15 protein-coding genes are annotated in these 17772 nt (G+C 44.9%); 6 read left to right on the top strand and 9 right to left on the bottom strand.

Annotated features, from left to right (window positions below; translation table 11 throughout):
* The first annotated feature begins 264 nt into the window (after positions 1–264).
* From adk to MHM87_RS06705, 3 genes are all read left to right on the top strand, one after another.
* Positions 265–909, top strand: coding sequence for an adenylate kinase (gene adk / locus MHM87_RS06695; protein ID WP_014950043.1), 645 nt, complete (start codon positions 265–267; stop codon positions 907–909).
* Positions 910–1056: 147 nt separating this feature from the next.
* Positions 1057–1452: an MAPEG family protein gene (locus MHM87_RS06700; protein ID WP_014976958.1), complete on the top strand. Its 396-nt coding sequence runs from the start codon at positions 1057–1059 to the stop codon at positions 1450–1452.
* A gap of 253 nt (positions 1453–1705) precedes the next feature.
* Entirely contained in the window at positions 1706–2020 is a 315-nt protein-coding gene (locus tag MHM87_RS06705) for a hypothetical protein (RefSeq protein WP_156086625.1), read from the top strand.
* Between the two features lie 360 nt (positions 2021–2380).
* Here MHM87_RS06705 and MHM87_RS06710 read toward each other — a convergent pair whose 3' ends face one another.
* Together MHM87_RS06710 and lepB are read right to left on the bottom strand one after the other, a co-directional pair.
* Positions 2381–4975 carry a TonB-dependent receptor gene (locus MHM87_RS06710; RefSeq protein WP_156078560.1) on the bottom strand — a complete coding sequence of 865 codons (2595 nt, stop codon included), beginning with the start codon at positions 4973–4975 and terminating at the stop codon, positions 2381–2383.
* Between the two features lie 448 nt (positions 4976–5423).
* On the bottom strand, positions 5424–6077 hold the full coding sequence (lepB, locus tag MHM87_RS06715) for a signal peptidase I (protein ID WP_061486123.1): 654 nt from the start codon (positions 6075–6077) through the stop codon (positions 5424–5426).
* A 330-nt stretch (positions 6078–6407) separates the two neighbouring features.
* On the opposite strand from lepB, the gene MHM87_RS06720 reads away from it, so the two are divergent.
* The 3 genes from MHM87_RS06720 to MHM87_RS06730 all read left to right on the top strand — a co-directional run bounded on the left by MHM87_RS06720 (position 6408) and on the right by MHM87_RS06730 (position 11379).
* Complete coding sequence (locus MHM87_RS06720; protein WP_343213316.1) at positions 6408–9323, top strand: pitrilysin family protein; 2916 nt, start codon at positions 6408–6410, stop codon at positions 9321–9323.
* 258 nt (positions 9324–9581) lie between these two features.
* Positions 9582–10427 (top strand): formate/nitrite transporter family protein, encoded by an 846-nt coding sequence (locus tag MHM87_RS06725; protein ID WP_239258198.1) that lies wholly within the window; start codon positions 9582–9584, stop codon positions 10425–10427.
* A gap of 91 nt (positions 10428–10518) precedes the next feature.
* Positions 10519–11379, top strand: a complete 861-nt coding sequence (locus MHM87_RS06730; RefSeq protein WP_239258200.1) for an alpha/beta hydrolase-fold protein — start codon at positions 10519–10521, stop codon at positions 11377–11379.
* A 155-nt stretch (positions 11380–11534) separates the two neighbouring features.
* Here MHM87_RS06730 and hisIE read toward each other — a convergent pair whose 3' ends face one another.
* Genes hisIE through hisD form a run of 7 tightly spaced genes read right to left on the bottom strand, consistent with a single transcriptional unit; the run spans position 11535 to position 17759 of the window.
* On the bottom strand, positions 11535–12152 hold the full coding sequence (hisIE, locus tag MHM87_RS06735) for a bifunctional phosphoribosyl-AMP cyclohydrolase/phosphoribosyl-ATP diphosphatase HisIE (protein ID WP_239258202.1): 618 nt from the start codon (positions 12150–12152) through the stop codon (positions 11535–11537).
* The gene (gene hisF, locus MHM87_RS06740; protein WP_239258204.1) at positions 12149–12961 is read right to left on the bottom strand and encodes an imidazole glycerol phosphate synthase subunit HisF; all 813 of its coding nucleotides are present in this window, start codon (positions 12959–12961) and stop codon (positions 12149–12151) included. The genes hisIE and hisF overlap by 4 nt, the downstream gene beginning before the upstream one ends.
* Positions 12943–13680: a 1-(5-phosphoribosyl)-5-[(5-phosphoribosylamino)methylideneamino]imidazole-4-carboxamide isomerase gene (gene hisA, locus MHM87_RS06745; RefSeq protein WP_239258206.1), complete on the bottom strand. Its 738-nt coding sequence runs from the start codon at positions 13678–13680 to the stop codon at positions 12943–12945. The genes hisF and hisA overlap by 19 nt, the downstream gene beginning before the upstream one ends.
* Positions 13680–14309 carry an imidazole glycerol phosphate synthase subunit HisH gene (gene hisH, locus MHM87_RS06750; protein ID WP_039225202.1) on the bottom strand — a complete coding sequence of 210 codons (630 nt, stop codon included), beginning with the start codon at positions 14307–14309 and terminating at the stop codon, positions 13680–13682. The genes hisA and hisH overlap by 1 nt, the downstream gene beginning before the upstream one ends.
* Complete coding sequence (gene hisB, locus MHM87_RS06755) at positions 14309–15379, bottom strand: bifunctional histidinol-phosphatase/imidazoleglycerol-phosphate dehydratase HisB (protein ID WP_014950030.1); 1071 nt, start codon at positions 15377–15379, stop codon at positions 14309–14311. Before hisB ends, hisH begins: the two co-directional genes overlap by 1 nt.
* A complete protein-coding gene (hisC, locus tag MHM87_RS06760) occupies positions 15376–16455 on the bottom strand; it encodes a histidinol-phosphate transaminase (RefSeq protein WP_039222813.1) in 1080 nt (359 codons plus the stop codon). Before hisC ends, hisB begins: the two co-directional genes overlap by 4 nt.
* Complete coding sequence (gene hisD, locus MHM87_RS06765; protein WP_239258208.1) at positions 16455–17759, bottom strand: histidinol dehydrogenase; 1305 nt, start codon at positions 17757–17759, stop codon at positions 16455–16457. Before hisD ends, hisC begins: the two co-directional genes overlap by 1 nt.
* Between the last annotated feature and the right edge of the window lie 13 nt (positions 17760–17772).

A 17772-nucleotide genomic window follows, 5' to 3' on the forward strand; every position in this document is an offset into this window, starting at 1 on the left:
AAGTTTAGCCATTTTATTGTGCTATATTTTGGCGGTCTAAAATTTCAAGTTAATCATATTAAGAGTTAGCTTATTCATCTTAAATAGGATGAGTTACTGAATGGGTGTAGGCGCAAATTTACAAAAGTGCCTATAAGCTGAACATATATTCGCCATTAGTCTTAAGATTAACTTTACGGTACTGCTTACACTTGTCACCCCAGTGTTGAATGTGTAAAGTGCCCGAAGTAAAAAGTTCAAAAATCATAAGCGGAGAACGCACTCATGCGAATCATTCTTCTCGGCGCTCCTGGCGCGGGTAAGGGCACACAAGCTCAGTTTTTAATGGGCAAATATGGCATTCCACAAATTTCAACGGGCGACATGCTTCGTGCTGCAATTAAAGCAGGTACAGAGCTAGGCCTTGAGGCAAAGCGTGTAATGGATGAAGGCAAACTAGTATCTGATGAGATTATCATTGGCCTAGTAAAAGAGCGTATTGCACAAGATGACTGTAAAGACGGTTTCTTGTTAGACGGTTTCCCTCGCACTATTCCTCAGGCTGACGCAATGAAAGAAGCAGGTGTCACTGTTGATCATTGCATCGAGTTTGACGTTCCTGATGATGTAATCGTAGAACGTATGGGTGGTCGTCGTGTACACCCTGCATCAGGTCGCGTTTACCACGTTGTTTACAACCCACCAAAGGTGGAAGGTAAAGACAATGAAACAGGCGATGACCTTATCGTTCGTGATGACGATAAAGAAGAAACAGTGCGCAAGCGTCTTGCGATTTACCATGAGCAAACAAAGCCGCTTGTGAACTACTACAGCGCTGAAGCGGAAGCTGGAAACTGTGAGTACCACAAGCTTGACGGTACACGCCCAGTTGAAGAAGTGAGTGCTGAACTTGCTGAACGTTTAGGTTAAATGCCAATAACGTCAACAAAAGGTCGCTTAGGCGGCCTTTTTTGTTGCTTGTAACTTATTAGCGGATAACGTTTAATGACAACCATGAATGTTGAATTAAGCGCTGATTAATACAACGCGATATAACTAGAACATGTGGAGTAGACCATGGTTTTGCCAATCACGGCGTTTTACGCCAGCTTACTGGGTATTTGCTACCTGTATTTGTCGTTTTTAGTCATTGGCGCCAGACGTCGCCATCAAGTGGGAATTGGCGATGGTGGCCATGAAGATCTAAGTCGTTTGACTAGAGCGCACGGCAACTTTAGCGAGTACGTACCCATCACCCTTATTATGATAGCGTGTTTTGAAGCTAATACTGGCCAAGTGTGGGCTGTTCACGCATTGGGGAGCGCACTGTTATTTGGCCGTGTATTACATGCCTATGGCTTAGGTCGTCACTCAGGCGTTAGCTGGCAGCGCTTCGCGGGTATGATCCTGACTTTCCTTGCTATGCTGTGTGCAGCAATAGGTAATTTGGTGCTTATTCATTTCGGATTGTAAGCGTTGCAAAAGAAGTAAATACATATAGAAAAAATGCCAGCTTAGCTGGCATTTTTTATATGCGAGACTAGAGAGTTAAATGCGAAACAAGATTTAAATTTCATCAAACTACTAAAGGTAGCTGTTAATCAGGCATGTGGGACAGGTCTTTTTTCTTATCTTTACAGATATAGTGGCTTTGTCGGCACAGTTTCCGCTTTGGAAATATACAGTGTCGGAAAAGTCTTAAATTTATTAAATATAAGGAAGTACCATGGAAAGCAAAACACATTTACATTCAAATGAACTTGCACAAGAAGAGCTAGAGCAAGTTAATGGGGCATGGCTCGCTAACGTTGTAGGCGCTTTTGCTGGAGCTATTGGAGGGGTTTATGGAGCGGCTATAGCTGGAGGCGGCGGCGCTAGTTCTAAATCACTTTGGTCAGCTGGTTTAGCAGGGGCTGGCACTGGCTTTTTCAACCCTATCGGCAGTGTAGGAAGATTAGCAGGAACCATAGGGTTAGGAGTTGGTGGGGGGGCAATTGGTAATGCCGTCGATTCGCAGTATGAGGAAACAACAGACGAATAAACCTTGCAAATTAAATACGCCTTTAAAAGTCTGTAGTTTTAGAGCAGGTCAGAACATAGAAATTAGTTGATAAATTATATGCTAAAAACTCTAGTTTTATTGATACTAATAATTTTCTACACTTTTTTACTGAAGAGTAGATTTAAGGTAAAGATGATGGACGCTTGGCGTTCTGAAACAGTAGGCTCGGAGGTGATGGTTTATGTGATGATTGTATTGCCTGTGATTCTCGCATGGCTTACTACGGTGCTCTTTGAATATCTTTTTTTCTAAACACACATTAATACATGAATGAAAAAAAGCGCTCAAGGCATGCCATTGTTAAGCAATGCCGTTGAGCGCTTTTCGTCTTATAGGCTTTTAGAAGCGGTAAGTTAGTTTAGAGTATACGAAGCGGCCACGCGGGTTGTGCACGCCGCCTACATAGCCGTATAAGTCGCCATCACCATCACCAATAGCAAACGGAGGCTCTTCGTCAAGCAGGTTGTTTGAACCAATTACAAGGCGAAGGTTATCGCTGTAGTTGTAACCAAACTGCAAGTCCACCAACATTTGAGAATCAACCGTTCTAGAGGTATTTTCTTCAAAGTCCAACACACCGTCGAAATCAATGTCAGGCGTGTCTTCAAACTCACCAACAAAGCTAATGTTCAAGTTGGCATCGAACGCACCTTTAGACCAGGTTGTGCCGAATAACCAACGGTGTTCTGGATAGCCATATTCGCCAGTGTACTCAAGACCGTCTTTTTCGAACTCGTTCATGTAAGACCAATCAAGGTTAAAGCGTACGTTACCGAACTCTTGCAACTCCATGCGGTAGTTAGCGCTGAAATCAACACCAGACGCTTCTTGAGATGATACGTTTTGGTAGGTGTTGAAAATCTTTTGAATTACACCTAATGACTCGCCTGGCTGCGGATCTAAGCGAACACAGATTGTGCTGTCTTGGTTATTACATTCCGCGTCGTAAACTAAACCGAATTGCTGCTCATCAATTTTGTTATCCTGCGTAATACTCCATACATCAATGCTCAGGCCTAATTCTTGAATAGGTGCGTAGATAACGCCTACGTTCCAAGATTCTGACTCTTCTGCATCCAAGTTAGGGTTACCCGCAAACTCGATATTGTAATCTAACGATTCACAATCTTGACCTGTTGCATCACAGCGATATTTGTCTACAAAGAAAACACTTTTCTGTGATGGGCCAAGGCCAACTTGTGCAAGAGATGGTGCTCTAAAGCCCTGAGCCCATGAACCGCGCACGGTTACTTCATCACTTGGCGCCCAACGTAATGCTATTTTAGGATTAGTTGTACTACCAAAGTCACTGTAATGGTCATAGCGGCCAGCTAGTTGAAGCTCAAGCTGTTCAGCTAAAGGTATAGATAGCTCTAAGTATGCAGCATACTGGTCGCGTTCAGCAGAGGCAGAAACCGATTCAGTACCGAAGATTAATCCGCGCTGGAACTGAACATCAGGAACGTCAGATACTTGCTCTTCGCGATATTCAACACCTGCTGCCATCATGACAACATCGTCGCCGAAGCTGAATGCTTCACCGGTAATGTGAGCGTCAACGCTGGTCATTCGAGATTCACCACGGCGCACAAGGCTAGTAGTAATATCATCAATTACACTTTGTGGGTTAGTAACGCCACCAAACGGGTTGTAGTTACCAAGGTTAATTTGTTCCTGAAGCCAGTCAACGCGAACCCAACCTTGTGACTGATCACCACTTTGTTCTGAACGGCTGCGGCCTTTTTGTACAGATGCTTCCCAATCGTAATCATTGAACGTGCCACGAAGGCCAGCGACTAAACGAAGGGTGTCAGATTCGATATCCCAGCGACGGGCACCTGCGTCAACAGGGCGGTAGCGACCAATTTCAATGTCTTGTCCAAACGGGTTATCAGGATGAGTACCCGGAACGGTTAAACCAGCATCTTCATCTAGAGGTGTTGCTGCACCGCCTGCTTCAGACGTATTGTGCTGCATTGCAACTTCCATAAATGCTGTGGTTTCGTCGCCAATTTTATAGTCGAACTGACCAATAAAGCCTACGCGCTCAGAAGCCGGTATGGTTAAACCAAATGGGCCATAATCGAACAGACAGCTGCCAGACGCCGTTGCGCTATCTTCTGGACAATCAGGGTCGATAGTTTTAACACCATCCACATAGAAGTAACCTGGATAACCTCGTGAAGAACGGAAGTCCATACCACCATAAGGTGATTGGTTAGCTGTTCCGAATCGACCCATTTCGTCAGCGCCAAGCGTGCTGTTGTTGAAATAGTCGATGATAACTGTAGCACTGCTTTTTTCGCTTTGAGAGCCCCATAGAATACTGGCGGTGGTCTCATCATAGCTTGGGCCTGTTGTACCACCATAACCTGCATTAATCTCTAGACCTTCGTAGTCTTTCTTCAGTACTACGTTTACTACACCTGCAACAGCGTCTGAGCCGTAAATCGCAGAGGCGCCGTCTTTTAAGATATCGATACGTTCGATGGCGGATACAGGAATAGAGTTAATATCAACGAATGAGTTAGTGATACTTTCAGCAAAGGCACTTATTGCCACGCGACGTCCGTTTATTAGAACAAGCGTTGCATCTGGTCCCATACCTCTGAGGGATACCGCTGCCGCGCCATTGGCTGTTGAATCTTGGCTGTTATTACGTGTCGAGAAGGTACCTGCACCTGTGGCCGGCATACGCTCGAGTAATTGTTGAAGGTTTTCATAGCCCATGCCTTCAATCATTGTTGCATCTATTGATTGAATAGGTGAAGGGCCTTCCATATCTGTACGTTTGATACGAGAACCGGTGACTGCAATTCGTTCAAGGTTAGCTGCTTCTTCGTCAGCTTGCTGTGCATACGCAGGAGATAGAGAGGTTAATCCTGAAAGTGCTAATCCCACTGCAATTGCACTTACTTTACGACCTTGTTTCATTGTTATTTCCTTATTTCCATTTTACTTGTTGTGTGTTTTTGCAACACGATGATGTTGCAAAATTATGAATAGCACTCCTAATACTTAAGTTGCAATAGGGGAAAACACGAAAGATGTGACACTTGGTTACAAAGTGTGTAAACCATGTATTACTTTTTTAAATGTGAAGCGGGATGAAGCGGCCGTGAAGTTAAACTAAAAACAGCGTAAAAATAAAGGGTTGCGGCTTAGTTAATTGGTGTTGAGGAAATGGGAATTTGATAAGGAACAAGACCGCTATTTGTAATTCATTAGTAAGAATTTACGTATATGCAATTGCCCCTACATTTTTCTTTATATACGTAAATATCACCGCTTTATCAGATCTGACCAGATTTTTTTTGCAGAAAAATTGAACGCAAGTAAAGGTCTAGCTTGGCCTTTTTGCAAGTAAGGGTATTGTTCAGCCCTACTGAAGTGATGTGAAAAGCCTGTCTTTTCGCGGTAAATACATATCGTCCGGATCTAGTGAAAATGCAACAGAGTTGGCTTTGCCCTGAATTTCTTCAATTGGAATGAAGCCATAATAACGAGAATCAACGCTATTGTTCCTATTATCCCCCATTGCCAGCACGTGATCTCTGGGCACAGTGATCAAGTTAAAGTTTTTCGCAGGGCTAGGTAATGGGTTAAGCGCTATGGTTCGTGTTTGGCCTAAAATCTGCTCGGAATAAAGATTGTGACCTTTGACGCTTAACGTTGCTTTTTCACCATTGATAAAAAGAACGTTGTTTTCTAATTTGACCTTATCACCTTCAATGGCAACCACACGTTTAATGAGTCTGGTATCAGCTGCATTACTGTCAATGATTACAATGTCACCGCGATTGATGTTACCAGTTTTCGCGACAACAACGTCTGTGAACGGCAGTTCTAGCGTGTAGGCTGATTTATCAACCACTACGCGGTCGCCTACTTGAATGGTGGGCTCCATAGAGCCTGTAGGGACATAATACCAATCAGCAACACTGCTTCGAAACGAGAAAAGCAAAACCATAAATAAAATGAAAGGCAGGTTGTTCTTAACGCTCTGTTTTAGATTTAACACGGCTTCGGTTCTCACTTTTCGTAGATTGCTCGTTAGATCAAAGTTTTATCACGACATGGCTTGTGTAATAGATGTAGATTGTAAATTACCTAATTTGTTCAAAATTGAGGTGTGGAAAATGTAACGAACTATGTCGGTAGCTAATTAAGGTTGCTCTAGCTACAGGGTATTGAGCGTTGAAAAAAGCAATAAAACTCATATAAATCATATGTTTATATTTCACTCTGTAAAAGATGAACGCCGCCCGTTTAGGCATGCTTAAAATGTCTGAAAAAAGGAATGTCATGGCACTGGTGGTGCACTTGTGGTACTTGTTACATTTTTGACTGGCAAAGAACATACATAATGCTTGAAACATTCAAACGAACAAGAATGTACACTGCAATTGCTGTAATAACATTAAGTGCAGTTTCGACAGGGTGTACGCATAACACCAATGATCCACAAAATGTACGAACTGCTTCCGATATAACCAGCGAAACAACCGCTAATGCAGATAATAGTACTGCTTCCCTAAATACGTCACTGTTCAACGTGGACTACGAGCGTTTTACTCTGGATAACCGGCTTACCGTTGTACTGCACGTTGACAGGTCTGATCCCGTTGCTGCAGTCGCCCTCACTGCGCATGTGGGTTCAGCCAGAGAAAAAGAAGGGCGAACAGGCTTTGCGCACTTGTTTGAACACTTACTTTTTCTCGAATCAGAGAACTTGGGAAAAGGCGGTCTTGATAAACTCAGTGCGAAAATTGGCGGCTCAGGTGCAAATGGCTCGACGAGTCGTGATAGTACCAATTACTTCCAAACTGTACCCATTGATGCTTTAGAAAAAATGATCTGGGCTGAAGCCGATAAGTTGGGATTTTTCATTAATACCGTAACAGACCCTGTGCTCGCCAAAGAAAAGCAGGTGGTGAAAAACGAAAAGCGCCAGAGTGTGGATAATCGTCCTTATGGTCACAATCAATATGTGATTGATAAAAATCTTTATCCTGAAGGGCACCCGTATAGTTGGCAAGTGATTGGGTCGTTAGAAGATCTGCAAAACGCAACGCTTGCTGACGTGAAAGAGTTTTTCAAAAAATGGTATGTACCTAATAATGTGGTGCTTACCATCGCGGGTGATATTAACGTAAATCAAACTAAAGCGTGGGTTAAAAAATATTTCGATGAAATTCCTGCGGGAGAGCAAATCAATAAATTACAGCCCCAACCTGCGAAGCTCAATGAGACTATAAAACGATTCCATATAGATAATTTTGCACAAGCGCCACTTTTAACTATGGTGTGGCCAACCGTACCTGAATATCACGATGACTATTATCCACTTCAAGTACTTTCTCAGTACTTAAGCCAAGGCAAAAATGCTCCGCTGAACAAGGTGCTTGTTGACGAGAAGAAGCTCACCAGTGATGTTTATCTTTATGGCTATGATGCTGAGATTGCTGGACAGCTACAGCTGCAGGTTATGGCCTTTAATGGCGTGAACTTAAACACTGTTGCAGATGGAGTTAACGAAGCGTTCGCCCGCTTTGAGAAAGACGGGATTTCTTCAAAGGATTTGGCGCGTATAAAAGCAGGTCAAGAAACAGAATTTTATCAAGGACTTTCAAGCGTCTTAGGTAAAGGTTTTCAATTGGCGCAATACGAAATTTTTGCGGGCGGGGCTGAATTTATCAGCCAAGATGTTCAGAAAATTCTGGGCGTTTCACAACAAGATGTAATGCGTGTTTATAGCACCTATATTAAGGATAAACCGTTTGTGGCCACCAGCTTTGTACCTAAGGGACAGCAAGAATTGGTGTTAAGCGGCTCTACTGAAGCTAATGTAGTGGAGGAGCAAATTGTCGCGGGGGCGGAAGAGAGCTTTGATGCGTCAGTTGCGGCTGAATACGAACGTACTCCGTCATCGTTTGATCGCACGAAAGAGCCTGCTTATGGTGAATCAATAGAAGTTACACCACCTAAGGTTTGGCAAAATACACTGTCGTCTGGCATCAAAGTAACGGGTATTGCTAATGACGAAGTGCCTTTAGTCGCGTTTGAGTTAAAGCTAGATGGTGGCATGCTTCTAGACTCAGCAGGTAAAACAGGAACCGCCAATTTACTTGCCGCAACCTTGCTTAAAGGTACGGCGGAAAAAACACCCGAGCAGCTAGAACATGAAATTGAGCTTTTAGGCGCTTCTCTGGAGGCCAGTGCTTCTGAAACTGACATTACTATTAGCGGAACGGTATTGTCTAAACACTACAGTGACTTAATAAAGCTCGTGACTGAAGTAATTCTTTCCCCTCGTTTTGATGGACAGGAATTTGAATTAGCTAAAGACGACACTATTAACCAGATTGAACAAATAAAAGCTAACCCCAATGCCATTGCATCGGTTGAGTTTAAAACACTGCTTTACGGAGACGCGCATCCATTTGCTAAAACTGTGCTTGGCGATAAGAAAAGTGTGAATGATATAACGCTTGATGACCTAAAGGGGTATTACGAGAAATACTTCACACCATCATTGGCAAAGTTCCATGTTGTGGGAGACATCAAGCAACAGAACGTTGTAAAAAGCCTAGCGCCACTTAATGCGCGATGGTTACCAAAAGATGTTACTTTTGCGAAGGTACCAGAGCCCAAACTGCCAGAAAGCGCCCAACTCTTTTTCTATGACGTGCCTGGGGCTAAACAGTCAGTGCTTTATTTCGGCCATTCCGCCCCGAATGTTACTCATGATGATGCTTATAAAGTCAGTGTGATGAATTATCGTTTAGGCGGGGGCGGTTTCGCCTCACAGCTTATGCAGGAACTACGTGAAAACAAAGGCTACACCTATGGCATTCGTTCATCGTTTTCTAGCGATCAATATACGGGTGAATTCACCATACGAAGCGCCGTAAGGTCGAACGTTACCTTAGAAGCAACGCAAGCTATCATGGATATATTAGCAGCGTTTGGCACAAACTATTCAGATGAAGATTTAGACGTTACGAAAGGATTTACTCTCAAATCTGGCGCTAGGGCGTTTGAAACGTTAGGCGCTAAACTGAGTATGGTTAGCGAAATCAGCGATTTTGGCTTGCCCAATGATTACGTTTTACAGCAAGAAGCTGAGGTGAAAGCGTTAACCGTGGGTGAGATAAAGCGCCTATACGGTAAATATGTACATCCTGATAGAATGATTTATTTGATAGTAGGGGACAAAGATACCCAGTTTGAGCGTTTACAAGCGCTTGGGTTAGGGCAACCAACCTTGTTGAACCCTTAGTTCATGTTTTACGTTTTGCGAGCATTATAACGGCCGTTAATAAGATCAAAGCCCGTGTGAACAGCGTTCACGCGGGCTTTTTTATTAAAATGAGTGCTATATCTGAAATAGGCAAAATTATTGTGACCAAAAACGTGCTTAATCAACGTAACCGAATAGGGTGGTCTGTTAGTGCCTGTTAAATAACTGTGTCGTAGACCAAATACTATGTAATTGAGGCAAACGTCCTAGTTAAGCAAAGAGTTGCAGGAGACATGAGTGACGGAAAAAATAAAGGAGTCTGGGCGCCAAGAGCAAGACGTTGCCCTTAGTCATACTGAAGAAAAAGATGTACGAGATAATCAGAGCTTAAATTCTGTTTCTTTGTATGCCATTGTCCACAGGGAAGGGTTAGAAGAACTTCAGCGTCCTATAATGTCATTGTGGTGGTCTGGTGTGGCGGCAGGCATTGGCATCTCGATTTCAATTCTTGCTGAAGGAATTCTGCATCACCTCTTTGCAAACTCTCCCAATCAGTTTGTTATCGAAAACTTGGGCTATACGGTTGGTTTCGTGCTGGTGATTGTTGGTCGACTTCAATTGTTTACCGAAAATACGCTTTCGGTCATTCTTCCTTTGTTGAGTAAACCTTCGTTCAATATGGGCTTTTGCATTGCGCGCCTGTGGTTCATCGTTTTCACCGCCAATATGTTCGGCACCTTTTTGGCTGCGTTTTTCAGCTTTTCGCTGCAATCTGTTCCACCAGAGCTGGTTGAAGGGATGACCGCTATTTCTGAACATTATGCCAAGCTATCACCATCAGACGCTTTCTCATACGGCATTACGTCAGGGTTTATCATTGCCGCTATAGTATGGATGAAGCCATCGGTTAAGCATTCTCAAATATTGATGATAGTTATTTTTACTTATTTAATTGCTATAGGAAATTTTACGCACGTGATAGCCGGTTCAACAGAACTTTTCTTGTTAGCACTGCAAAATAAAATAAGCGTTCTTGAAACACTCTCACTAATTGGTGCAACATTACTAGGAAATATTGTGGGCGGAACGGGACTGTTCGCGCTGCTGGCTTATGGCCAAGTGGTAAGGGAAATCGAGAAATAGAGAAGTCAAAAAGTGACCCTTGGTGTGCAAACAGTGGTTAATTGAAATTAGCTGCGTTATAACATGCCGTTTAAGCCACTAAGGGGTTACGGTGCTTCGCTTTCTAACAGCAATAATTCTTGTCGGAAGTGCATTTTCATGTGCTTTTGCTGAATCAATCATTAAACCTATCATTTCTGAAGCGTCTGTTTCGTTAATTAGAAGCAAAATGGTGACAATAGAAGATACGGAAACTGCACGTAAATATACGTTATTTGTACAGTTGCCAAAAAGCTATAACGCATCTCCTTCCAAGGATTACCCCGTAATATACACAACAGATGCGCCTTACAGTTTTCCTATTATTGTAGGCTCTATGCGAATGCCAGTAAACGTAGGCCAAATGGAAGAAGCGGTCATAGTGGGGTTGTCTTATTCCCTAGAATCAAAAGGCGTAGAGAGTAGAGTAAGGGACTACACTCCTGCCATAGCCGATAGTTGGAAACTGGAAACCGGTCTTGCTGCTGAGTATCTGTCATTTATTAGACGAGATGTATTAACATTTATTGAGTCTACATATCGAGTAGACGCCAATCGACGGACTTTTATTGGGCATTCATTAGGCGGGCTATTTGGCGGCTACGTGCTCATGCAATCCCCTGAAACCTTTTCTAACTATGTGCTTGTTAGCCCTTCAGTGTGGTTTAATGACGATTACTTACTAACCTTAGAAATGGCTGAAACTCAATCGCCCAAGCGTGTTTACATTGGTGTGGGAAGCTTTGAAACGCCTGAGTTTGGCGAGGGTCAAGATATGGTTGCGGGGAGCAAAGCATTGGCAAGTAAAATCAACGCTAAGGCAGATCAAAACATAACACTACAATTGCAAGTTATCGGCGGCGCGTCGCATGCGACCGTATTTCCCACCGTTGCTATCCATGGAATAGATTGGATATTGGGAACGCCGCGCTAGTCGCGTTTCCTTAACTGATGGATTACTTTTTGCTCAGTTTTTAAGCAGGCTAAACAATGTTAATTGCAATAAAGTGCAAAGCTCTGCGATACAAAAATGCCCTTCGCGTAGAAACGAGAAGGGCATTTTGAATAATAAACGAGTTTTACAACGGATTACTTATGACGCTCACGCAGCACGTTAAGTGCATCGTTAAGGGACATATCGCTCACCTGAAGCAGTACCGTTAAGTGGTACAACAAGTCAGCGGCTTCATTCTTTAGCTCTTCTTTGTCGTGTACAGTCGCAGCCAATGCGGTTTCTACACCTTCTTCGCCCACCTTCTGTGCTATTCGCTTAATGCCTTTGTTGTAAAGGCTAGCGGTATAGCTACTTTTAGGATCCGCGTCTTTACGGGAAGCCAATACACGCTCTAAATCTGCAAGAAACGTAAAGGCTGGTGTGTTGCCGTCGAACCAACAGCTTTCAACACCAGTGTGGCATGTCGGGCCGTTAGGGTTGGCAAGTACCAACAGTGAATCTTGATCGCAGTCACAAGCAACGCTCACTAAATCTAGCGTGTTACCAGATGTTTCACCCTTGGTCCACAGACGCTGTTTTGAACGGCTGAAGAATGTCACTTTGCCCGTTTCAAGGGTTTTCGCCAATGCGTCTTGGTCCATGTAGCCCTGCATTAATACCTTACCAGACAGTGCGTCTTGCACAATGGCGGGTAGTAGGTTGTCCATTTTGTCCCAAGCTAATTTATTGCTGTTTTCGTTAGTAATGATCACGGGTTTACTCCTTCTGCTTGCGTCGTTAATCCGTGACGCTTACGCATGGCAACGCCATTGCTGGTCAACTCTGCTTTCAACTCATCAATATTGATGATGCCCTTGTGAAATACTGATGCTGCAAGCGCGCCATCTACGTCAGCCTGTTGAAACACATCCGTAAAGTGGGCAATTTCACCTGCGCCACCCGACGCAATTAGCGGCACTTCACAGACATCGCGCACGGCTTTCAGCTGCTTCACATCGTAGCCTTTGCGCACGCCGTCTTGGTTCATGCAGTTCAGAACAATTTCACCCGCACCGCGCGACTGAACTTCTTTAATCCAATCGATGGTTTGCCACTGGCTTTTTTGCGTTCGCGCTTCATCACCAGTGAATTTGTACACTTCGTATTGGTCGGTTGCTTCGTTATAAAAGCTGTCGATACCAATCACGACGCACTGTTGACCGTATACGTCGTGTAGCTGGTTAATTAGATCTGGGTTATTAAGGGCAGGGGAGTTAATCGAAATCTTATCTGCACCCATTTCCAAAATGCGACCGGCGTCTTCAATGCTCTTAATGCCGCCCGCTACGCAAAACGGGATATCAATAACCTGTGCTATACGGCTTACCCAGCTTTTGTCTACCACGCGGGCATCAGAACTTGCGGTGATATCGTAAAATACCAACTCGTCGGCCCCCGCTTTTGCATATTGCTCAGCAAGAGGTACAATATCACCAATAATTTCGTGGTTTCTAAACTGAACGCCCTTAACAACTTTGCCGTCGCGTACGTCAAGGCACGGTATTATGCGTTTTGCCAGCATGCGATAGCCTCCTTCACCGTAAACTTACCTTCAAGTAGTGCGCGCCCAAGAATAACGCCGCCAACGTTTGTGGGTTTTAGCGCTTCGATATCAGCGATGCTGCCAATACCGCCAGACGCTTGCCAGCTAACGTGTGGGAAACGGGCTGCCATTTCTTGATACAGCTCAGTGTTCGCACCTTGTAGCGTGCCGTCGCGGCTAATGTCGGTACACAGCACATGCTTTGCGCCTACTGTAGCGAAGTCTTCAAGCAAGCCTTCAAGGGCTACGCCAGAATTCTCTTGCCAACCGTGGGTAGCAATAAGCTTTTCACCGCTGTCGCTAATATTGATATCAAGGGCCAATACAATGTGCTCTGGGCCGTATTTATCTACCCAAGACTTCACAAGCTCGGGTTGTTTTACCGCCAAAGAACCAATCACTACGCGGCTTACGCCCGTTTCTAGTAATTGCGCCACTTCTTCTTCACTACGGATACCGCCGCCTGCTTGAAACTGCATGCGCTTGGTATCGACCATAGACTTAATTAGTGAAAGCTGACGTTTACTGGTGTCTTTAGCGCCTGTTAGGTCAACAATGTGCAGCCAGGTTGCACCTTGGTCGGCATAGTCGTGAACCACGTCTACTGGGTCCAGTTCGTATTGGGTTTTCTGCTCGTAGTCGCCTTGATAAAGGCGTACTACGCGTCCGTCAATAAGATCAATCGCTGGAATAATCATTATAGGTTCACAAAGTTAGTCAGTAATTGTGCTCCGGCCTCGCCAGAACGCTCTGGGTGAAATTGCACCCCGTAAAAGTTGTCTTTATTTATCGCTGCTGAAAAAGTATTACCATAAGTGCAGCTTGCAAGCGTGTGCTCGTATTCAGGAACGGCAAAACTGTGCACAAAGTAAAAGTAGGTATCTTGTGGGATGCCCTTAAATAAACTTTCTTCTTTATGAGAGACTGTGTTCCAACCCATATGAGGTAAGCGCACGCCTTTTGATTCCATGCGAGCCACATGACCTGGCATTAGGTTCAAACAGTCGATGTTGCCTGTACCTTGAAAACCACCTTCAGCGCTGGTTTCAACCATAAGTTGCATGCCTAAACATACGCCTAGCACAGGTTGGGTAAGCGACTGCAGGGTTTCCACTAACGCTTTTTGCTTAATGCTTGCCATCGCTGCTGCCGCTGTTCCTACGCCGGGTAAAAACACTTTATCAGCGCTTTTAATCACGTTTACATCGTCAGATACGTCCACTTCAACGCCTAAGCGCTCAAGGGCAAAGCGTACCGATGAAATGTTCGCGCAGCCGGTATTTACTATGACTATTTTTTGTCGCTGGCTGGGGTTTACCACTGACATTACAGGGCTCCTTTACTACTTGGTAGCGCGTCGCCTTGGCGCGTAATGGCTTGACGTAGCGCACGGCCAAATACTTTAAACAGGCTTTCTACTTGGTGGTGTGCATTACCTTCGCTGGTGGAAAGGTGTAGCGATAGCCCCATGCTTTGTGCAAGTGAATAGAAGAAGTGCGGTACCATTTCGGTGGCCATTTCACCTACCTGATCGCGGCTAAATTCAGCGTCAAACTTAAGGTGTGGACGGTTAGAAATGTCCATAATACATTCCGCACGACATTCATCCATTGGCAACGCGAAACCAAAGCGACCAATACCGCGTTTGTCGCCTAGTGCCTTTTTAAGCGCTTCACCAAGGGCAAGCGCGGTGTCTTCTACACTGTGGTGATCGTCAATGTGCAAATCGCCATCGGTAGTCAGGTTTAGCTCGAAGCCACCGTGGGTCGCAATTTGGTCAAGCATGTGGTCAAAAAAGCCCATGCCGGTTTGAATTGTCGACTTAGCCTGCGAATCCAGATCTACACGCACGCGAATGTCGGTTTCAGAGGTGGTACGTACCACTTCTGCAATACGTGAAGACGCTAACAAGCTTTTCTGAATATCGTTCCAATTTAAGCTTTCACGGTTGTACTGAAAGCTGCGAATACCCATGTTTTCAGCAAGCTGTACATCGGTAATTCTGTCACCAATAACAAACGAACGAGTGAAGTCCACTTTGCCTTGCTGTAGGTATTCTTGTACTAAGCCAAGCTTTGGTTTGCGGCATGTACAGTTATCAGCATCGAAGTGCGGGCAAATAAGCACGTCGTCAAACACTACACCCTGGCTTTCGAAAATGGCCATCATGGCATTGTGTGGCTTGTCGAAGTCTTCTTGCGGGAAACTGTCTGTACCCAAGCCGTCTTGGTTACTTACCATCACGAGTTTAAACCCAGCTGCCTTTAGTTTAAGTAGCACAGGAATAACATTTGGCTCGAAAACAAGCTTCTCTAAACTATCTAATTGCTTATCTACTGGCGGCTCTTCTACGAGTGTACCGTCGCGGTCAATAAATAAAATGGCTTGCTGACTCATGCCGCGTCCTCATTATTTTTAAATTCGTTAATTAGCTGCATTAAACGCTGGTTTTGCTCTTCAGTGCCTATGCTTACGCGTAAACAGTTTTGTAAGTTAAGCTGTTTTGATTGATCGCGAATAAGCATGCCTTGGCTTACCAAGTACTGCATTAGGGCTTGCGCTTTTGCGTAGCGGAATAAGATAAAGTTTGCTCGTCTATCACCCACTAATTCAAAGCCTTCGATAGATTCCAGCGCTTCGGCTAGGGCCTCTTTTTCCCGGTTAATAGTAGCCACCTGAAGCTCAAGTAACGTTAGCGATTCAGCCGACAATGCTTGTGCAGCAATCTGCGCTACTGGCTCTGGAATGGGATAGGGCGCTATCACTTTAAGTAGTGCTTGGATGACGGGTGCCTGAGCAAGTGTAAAACCACAGCGAAGACCGGCAAGAGCAAACGCTTTAGACAACGTACGAAGTACCACCAAGTTTGGATAGTTGTTTATTTCATTTGCCCACGTATTGTCGGCATCGAACTCAATATACGCTTCATCTACAACAACCAGTGCTTTATCGGCAAAGTGATTGAGCACGGTTTTAATGTCTTCATGAGCAACTGGCGTACCGGTTGGGTTATTTGGCGCACAGATGAAAATCACGTTAACGTCATCTTCAGCGCATACAGCATTCACGTTAAGGCTAAAGTCGTCGTTAAGCGGCACTTTCTTAATGCCCACATCACAGGTTTCAGCACTGATTGCATACATACCGTAGGTAGGCGGGCATATCAGAATGCTGTCTTTACCCGGCGTGCAGAAGGTGCGAATAAGCAACTCAATGCCTTCATCTGCGCCGCGGGTAACTATAAGCTGCGATTTGTCGAGCCCTGCGTAGTTTGCGTAACCACTGACTACCGCTTCGGGCTGACATGACGGATAGCGGTTAAAGTTACTGCTATCTACGCTGTATTCGTTGGCATAAGGTGACTCGTTGGCATTAAGCCAGTCTTGACCACCTGAAAACAAGCGACGAGCCGATTCATACGGCTTTAGCGGCACTAAATTTTCGTTAATTAGGTTATCGATAAGTGCCGACATTAGGCGTCTCCTTGCTTAAGTGCCTGCATGCGAAGTGCAACGGCCTGTTCGTGTGCATCTAAGCCCTCGGCAGCGGCCAGTGCCATAATCGCAGGGCCTAAATTACGCATGCCGTCTGCGCTTAGCTCTTGAATAGTGTAGCGACGCATAAAGTCTAATAATCCAAGGCTAGAGTAATTCTTAGCATAGCCATAGGTTGGCAGTACGTGGTTAGTGCCCGACGCGTAATCACCTGCAGATTCTGGTGACCACGGGCCTAGGAATATAGAGCCTGCGTATTTAATTTTTGGCAAATAATCACGGGCATTCTCTATTTGTACAATTAAGTGCTCAGCGGCGTAGGCGTTACTTGCTTCAATGGCTTGCTCAATGGAATCAGCCAAAATATAACGCGCATTTTCCATAGCAGGGCGTGCAATCTCAGCGCGAGATAGGTTTGCTAACTGACGTTCAACCGCGGCTTTTGCTTGTTCAATAAGTGTAGCGCTGTTAGACACCAAAATAGCCTGCGAGTCTGGACCGTGCTCGGCTTGGGAAAGCAGGTCGGCCGCTACAAACTCAGGGTTTGCGAACTCATCAGCAAGTACCAACACTTCTGATGGGCCGGCCGGCATATCAATAGCTGCACCATCAGCACGTTGGCTTACTTGCTGTTTAGCTTCAGTCACAAAGCTGTTACCCGGGCCAAAAATCTTATCTACTTGAGGAACGCTGTCTGTTCCCAAGGCCATAGCGGCGATTGCTTGGGCACCACCACACAAGAAGATCTTGTCGATGCCGCATTTTCTGGCCGCATACGCAATTTCAGGCGCGATAAGCTGTTCTTTGTTTGGTGGAGTACAAAGTAGCTTATTTTCGCAGCCCGCCACCAATGCAGGTACGCCTAGCATCAATACGGTAGAAGGAAGCGGCGCGCTGCCGCCTGGAATATAAAGACCCACTGCATCAAGGGCGGTGAAGCGCAGCTCGCATTTAACACCAGGCGTTGTGGTTAGCGCGATATCACTAGGCATTTGCGCTTCGTGAAACATTTTTATGTTGTTGAACGCAGTATCGATAGCACTTGCTACCTCTGGCGTTACCTTCGCAGCAAGAGCATCAATGTTTTCTTGTGAAAGTACAAGGCTAGTTAAGTCTGGGCAGTCAAATTTACGTGTGTAATCAAGTACTGCCTCATCGCCTTCTTTTTCAACGCGGGCGATAATGTCGCCCACGGTCTGCTTTAACTGTTGGCTATTGGCCATAGCCGGGCGGGCTAGCGCCTGTTTTTTCTCATTTACCGAAAGAGATGACCAAGTAATCATAATTGCCTGCCTT

This window comes from Alteromonas sp. Cnat3-28 (genome assembly GCF_022348265.1).
Classification (GTDB): Bacteria; Pseudomonadota; Gammaproteobacteria; order Enterobacterales; family Alteromonadaceae; genus Alteromonas; species Alteromonas macleodii.

Excerpts from the sequence above, each read along its gene's own strand:
- adk (WP_014950043.1), top strand. The coding sequence starts at position 265 with ATGCGAATCATTCTTCTCGGCGCTCCTGGCGCGGGTAAGGGCACACAA.
- MHM87_RS06700 (WP_014976958.1), top strand. The coding sequence starts at position 1,057 with ATGGTTTTGCCAATCACGGCGTTTTACGCCAGCTTACTGGGTATTTGC.
- MHM87_RS06705 (WP_156086625.1), top strand. The coding sequence starts at position 1,706 with ATGGAAAGCAAAACACATTTACATTCAAATGAACTTGCACAAGAAGAG.
- MHM87_RS06710 (WP_156078560.1), bottom strand. The coding sequence starts at position 4,975 with ATGAAACAAGGTCGTAAAGTAAGTGCAATTGCAGTGGGATTAGCACTT.
- MHM87_RS06720 (WP_343213316.1), top strand. The coding sequence starts at position 6,408 with ATGCTTGAAACATTCAAACGAACAAGAATGTACACTGCAATTGCTGTA.
- hisF (WP_239258204.1), bottom strand. The coding sequence starts at position 12,961 with ATGCTGGCAAAACGCATAATACCGTGCCTTGACGTACGCGACGGCAAA.
- hisA (WP_239258206.1), bottom strand. The coding sequence starts at position 13,680 with ATGATTATTCCAGCGATTGATCTTATTGACGGACGCGTAGTACGCCTT.
- hisH (WP_039225202.1), bottom strand. The coding sequence starts at position 14,309 with ATGTCAGTGGTAAACCCCAGCCAGCGACAAAAAATAGTCATAGTAAAT.
- hisB (WP_014950030.1), bottom strand. The coding sequence starts at position 15,379 with ATGAGTCAGCAAGCCATTTTATTTATTGACCGCGACGGTACACTCGTA.
- hisC (WP_039222813.1), bottom strand. The coding sequence starts at position 16,455 with ATGTCGGCACTTATCGATAACCTAATTAACGAAAATTTAGTGCCGCTA.
- hisD (WP_239258208.1), bottom strand. The coding sequence starts at position 17,759 with ATGATTACTTGGTCATCTCTTTCGGTAAATGAGAAAAAACAGGCGCTA.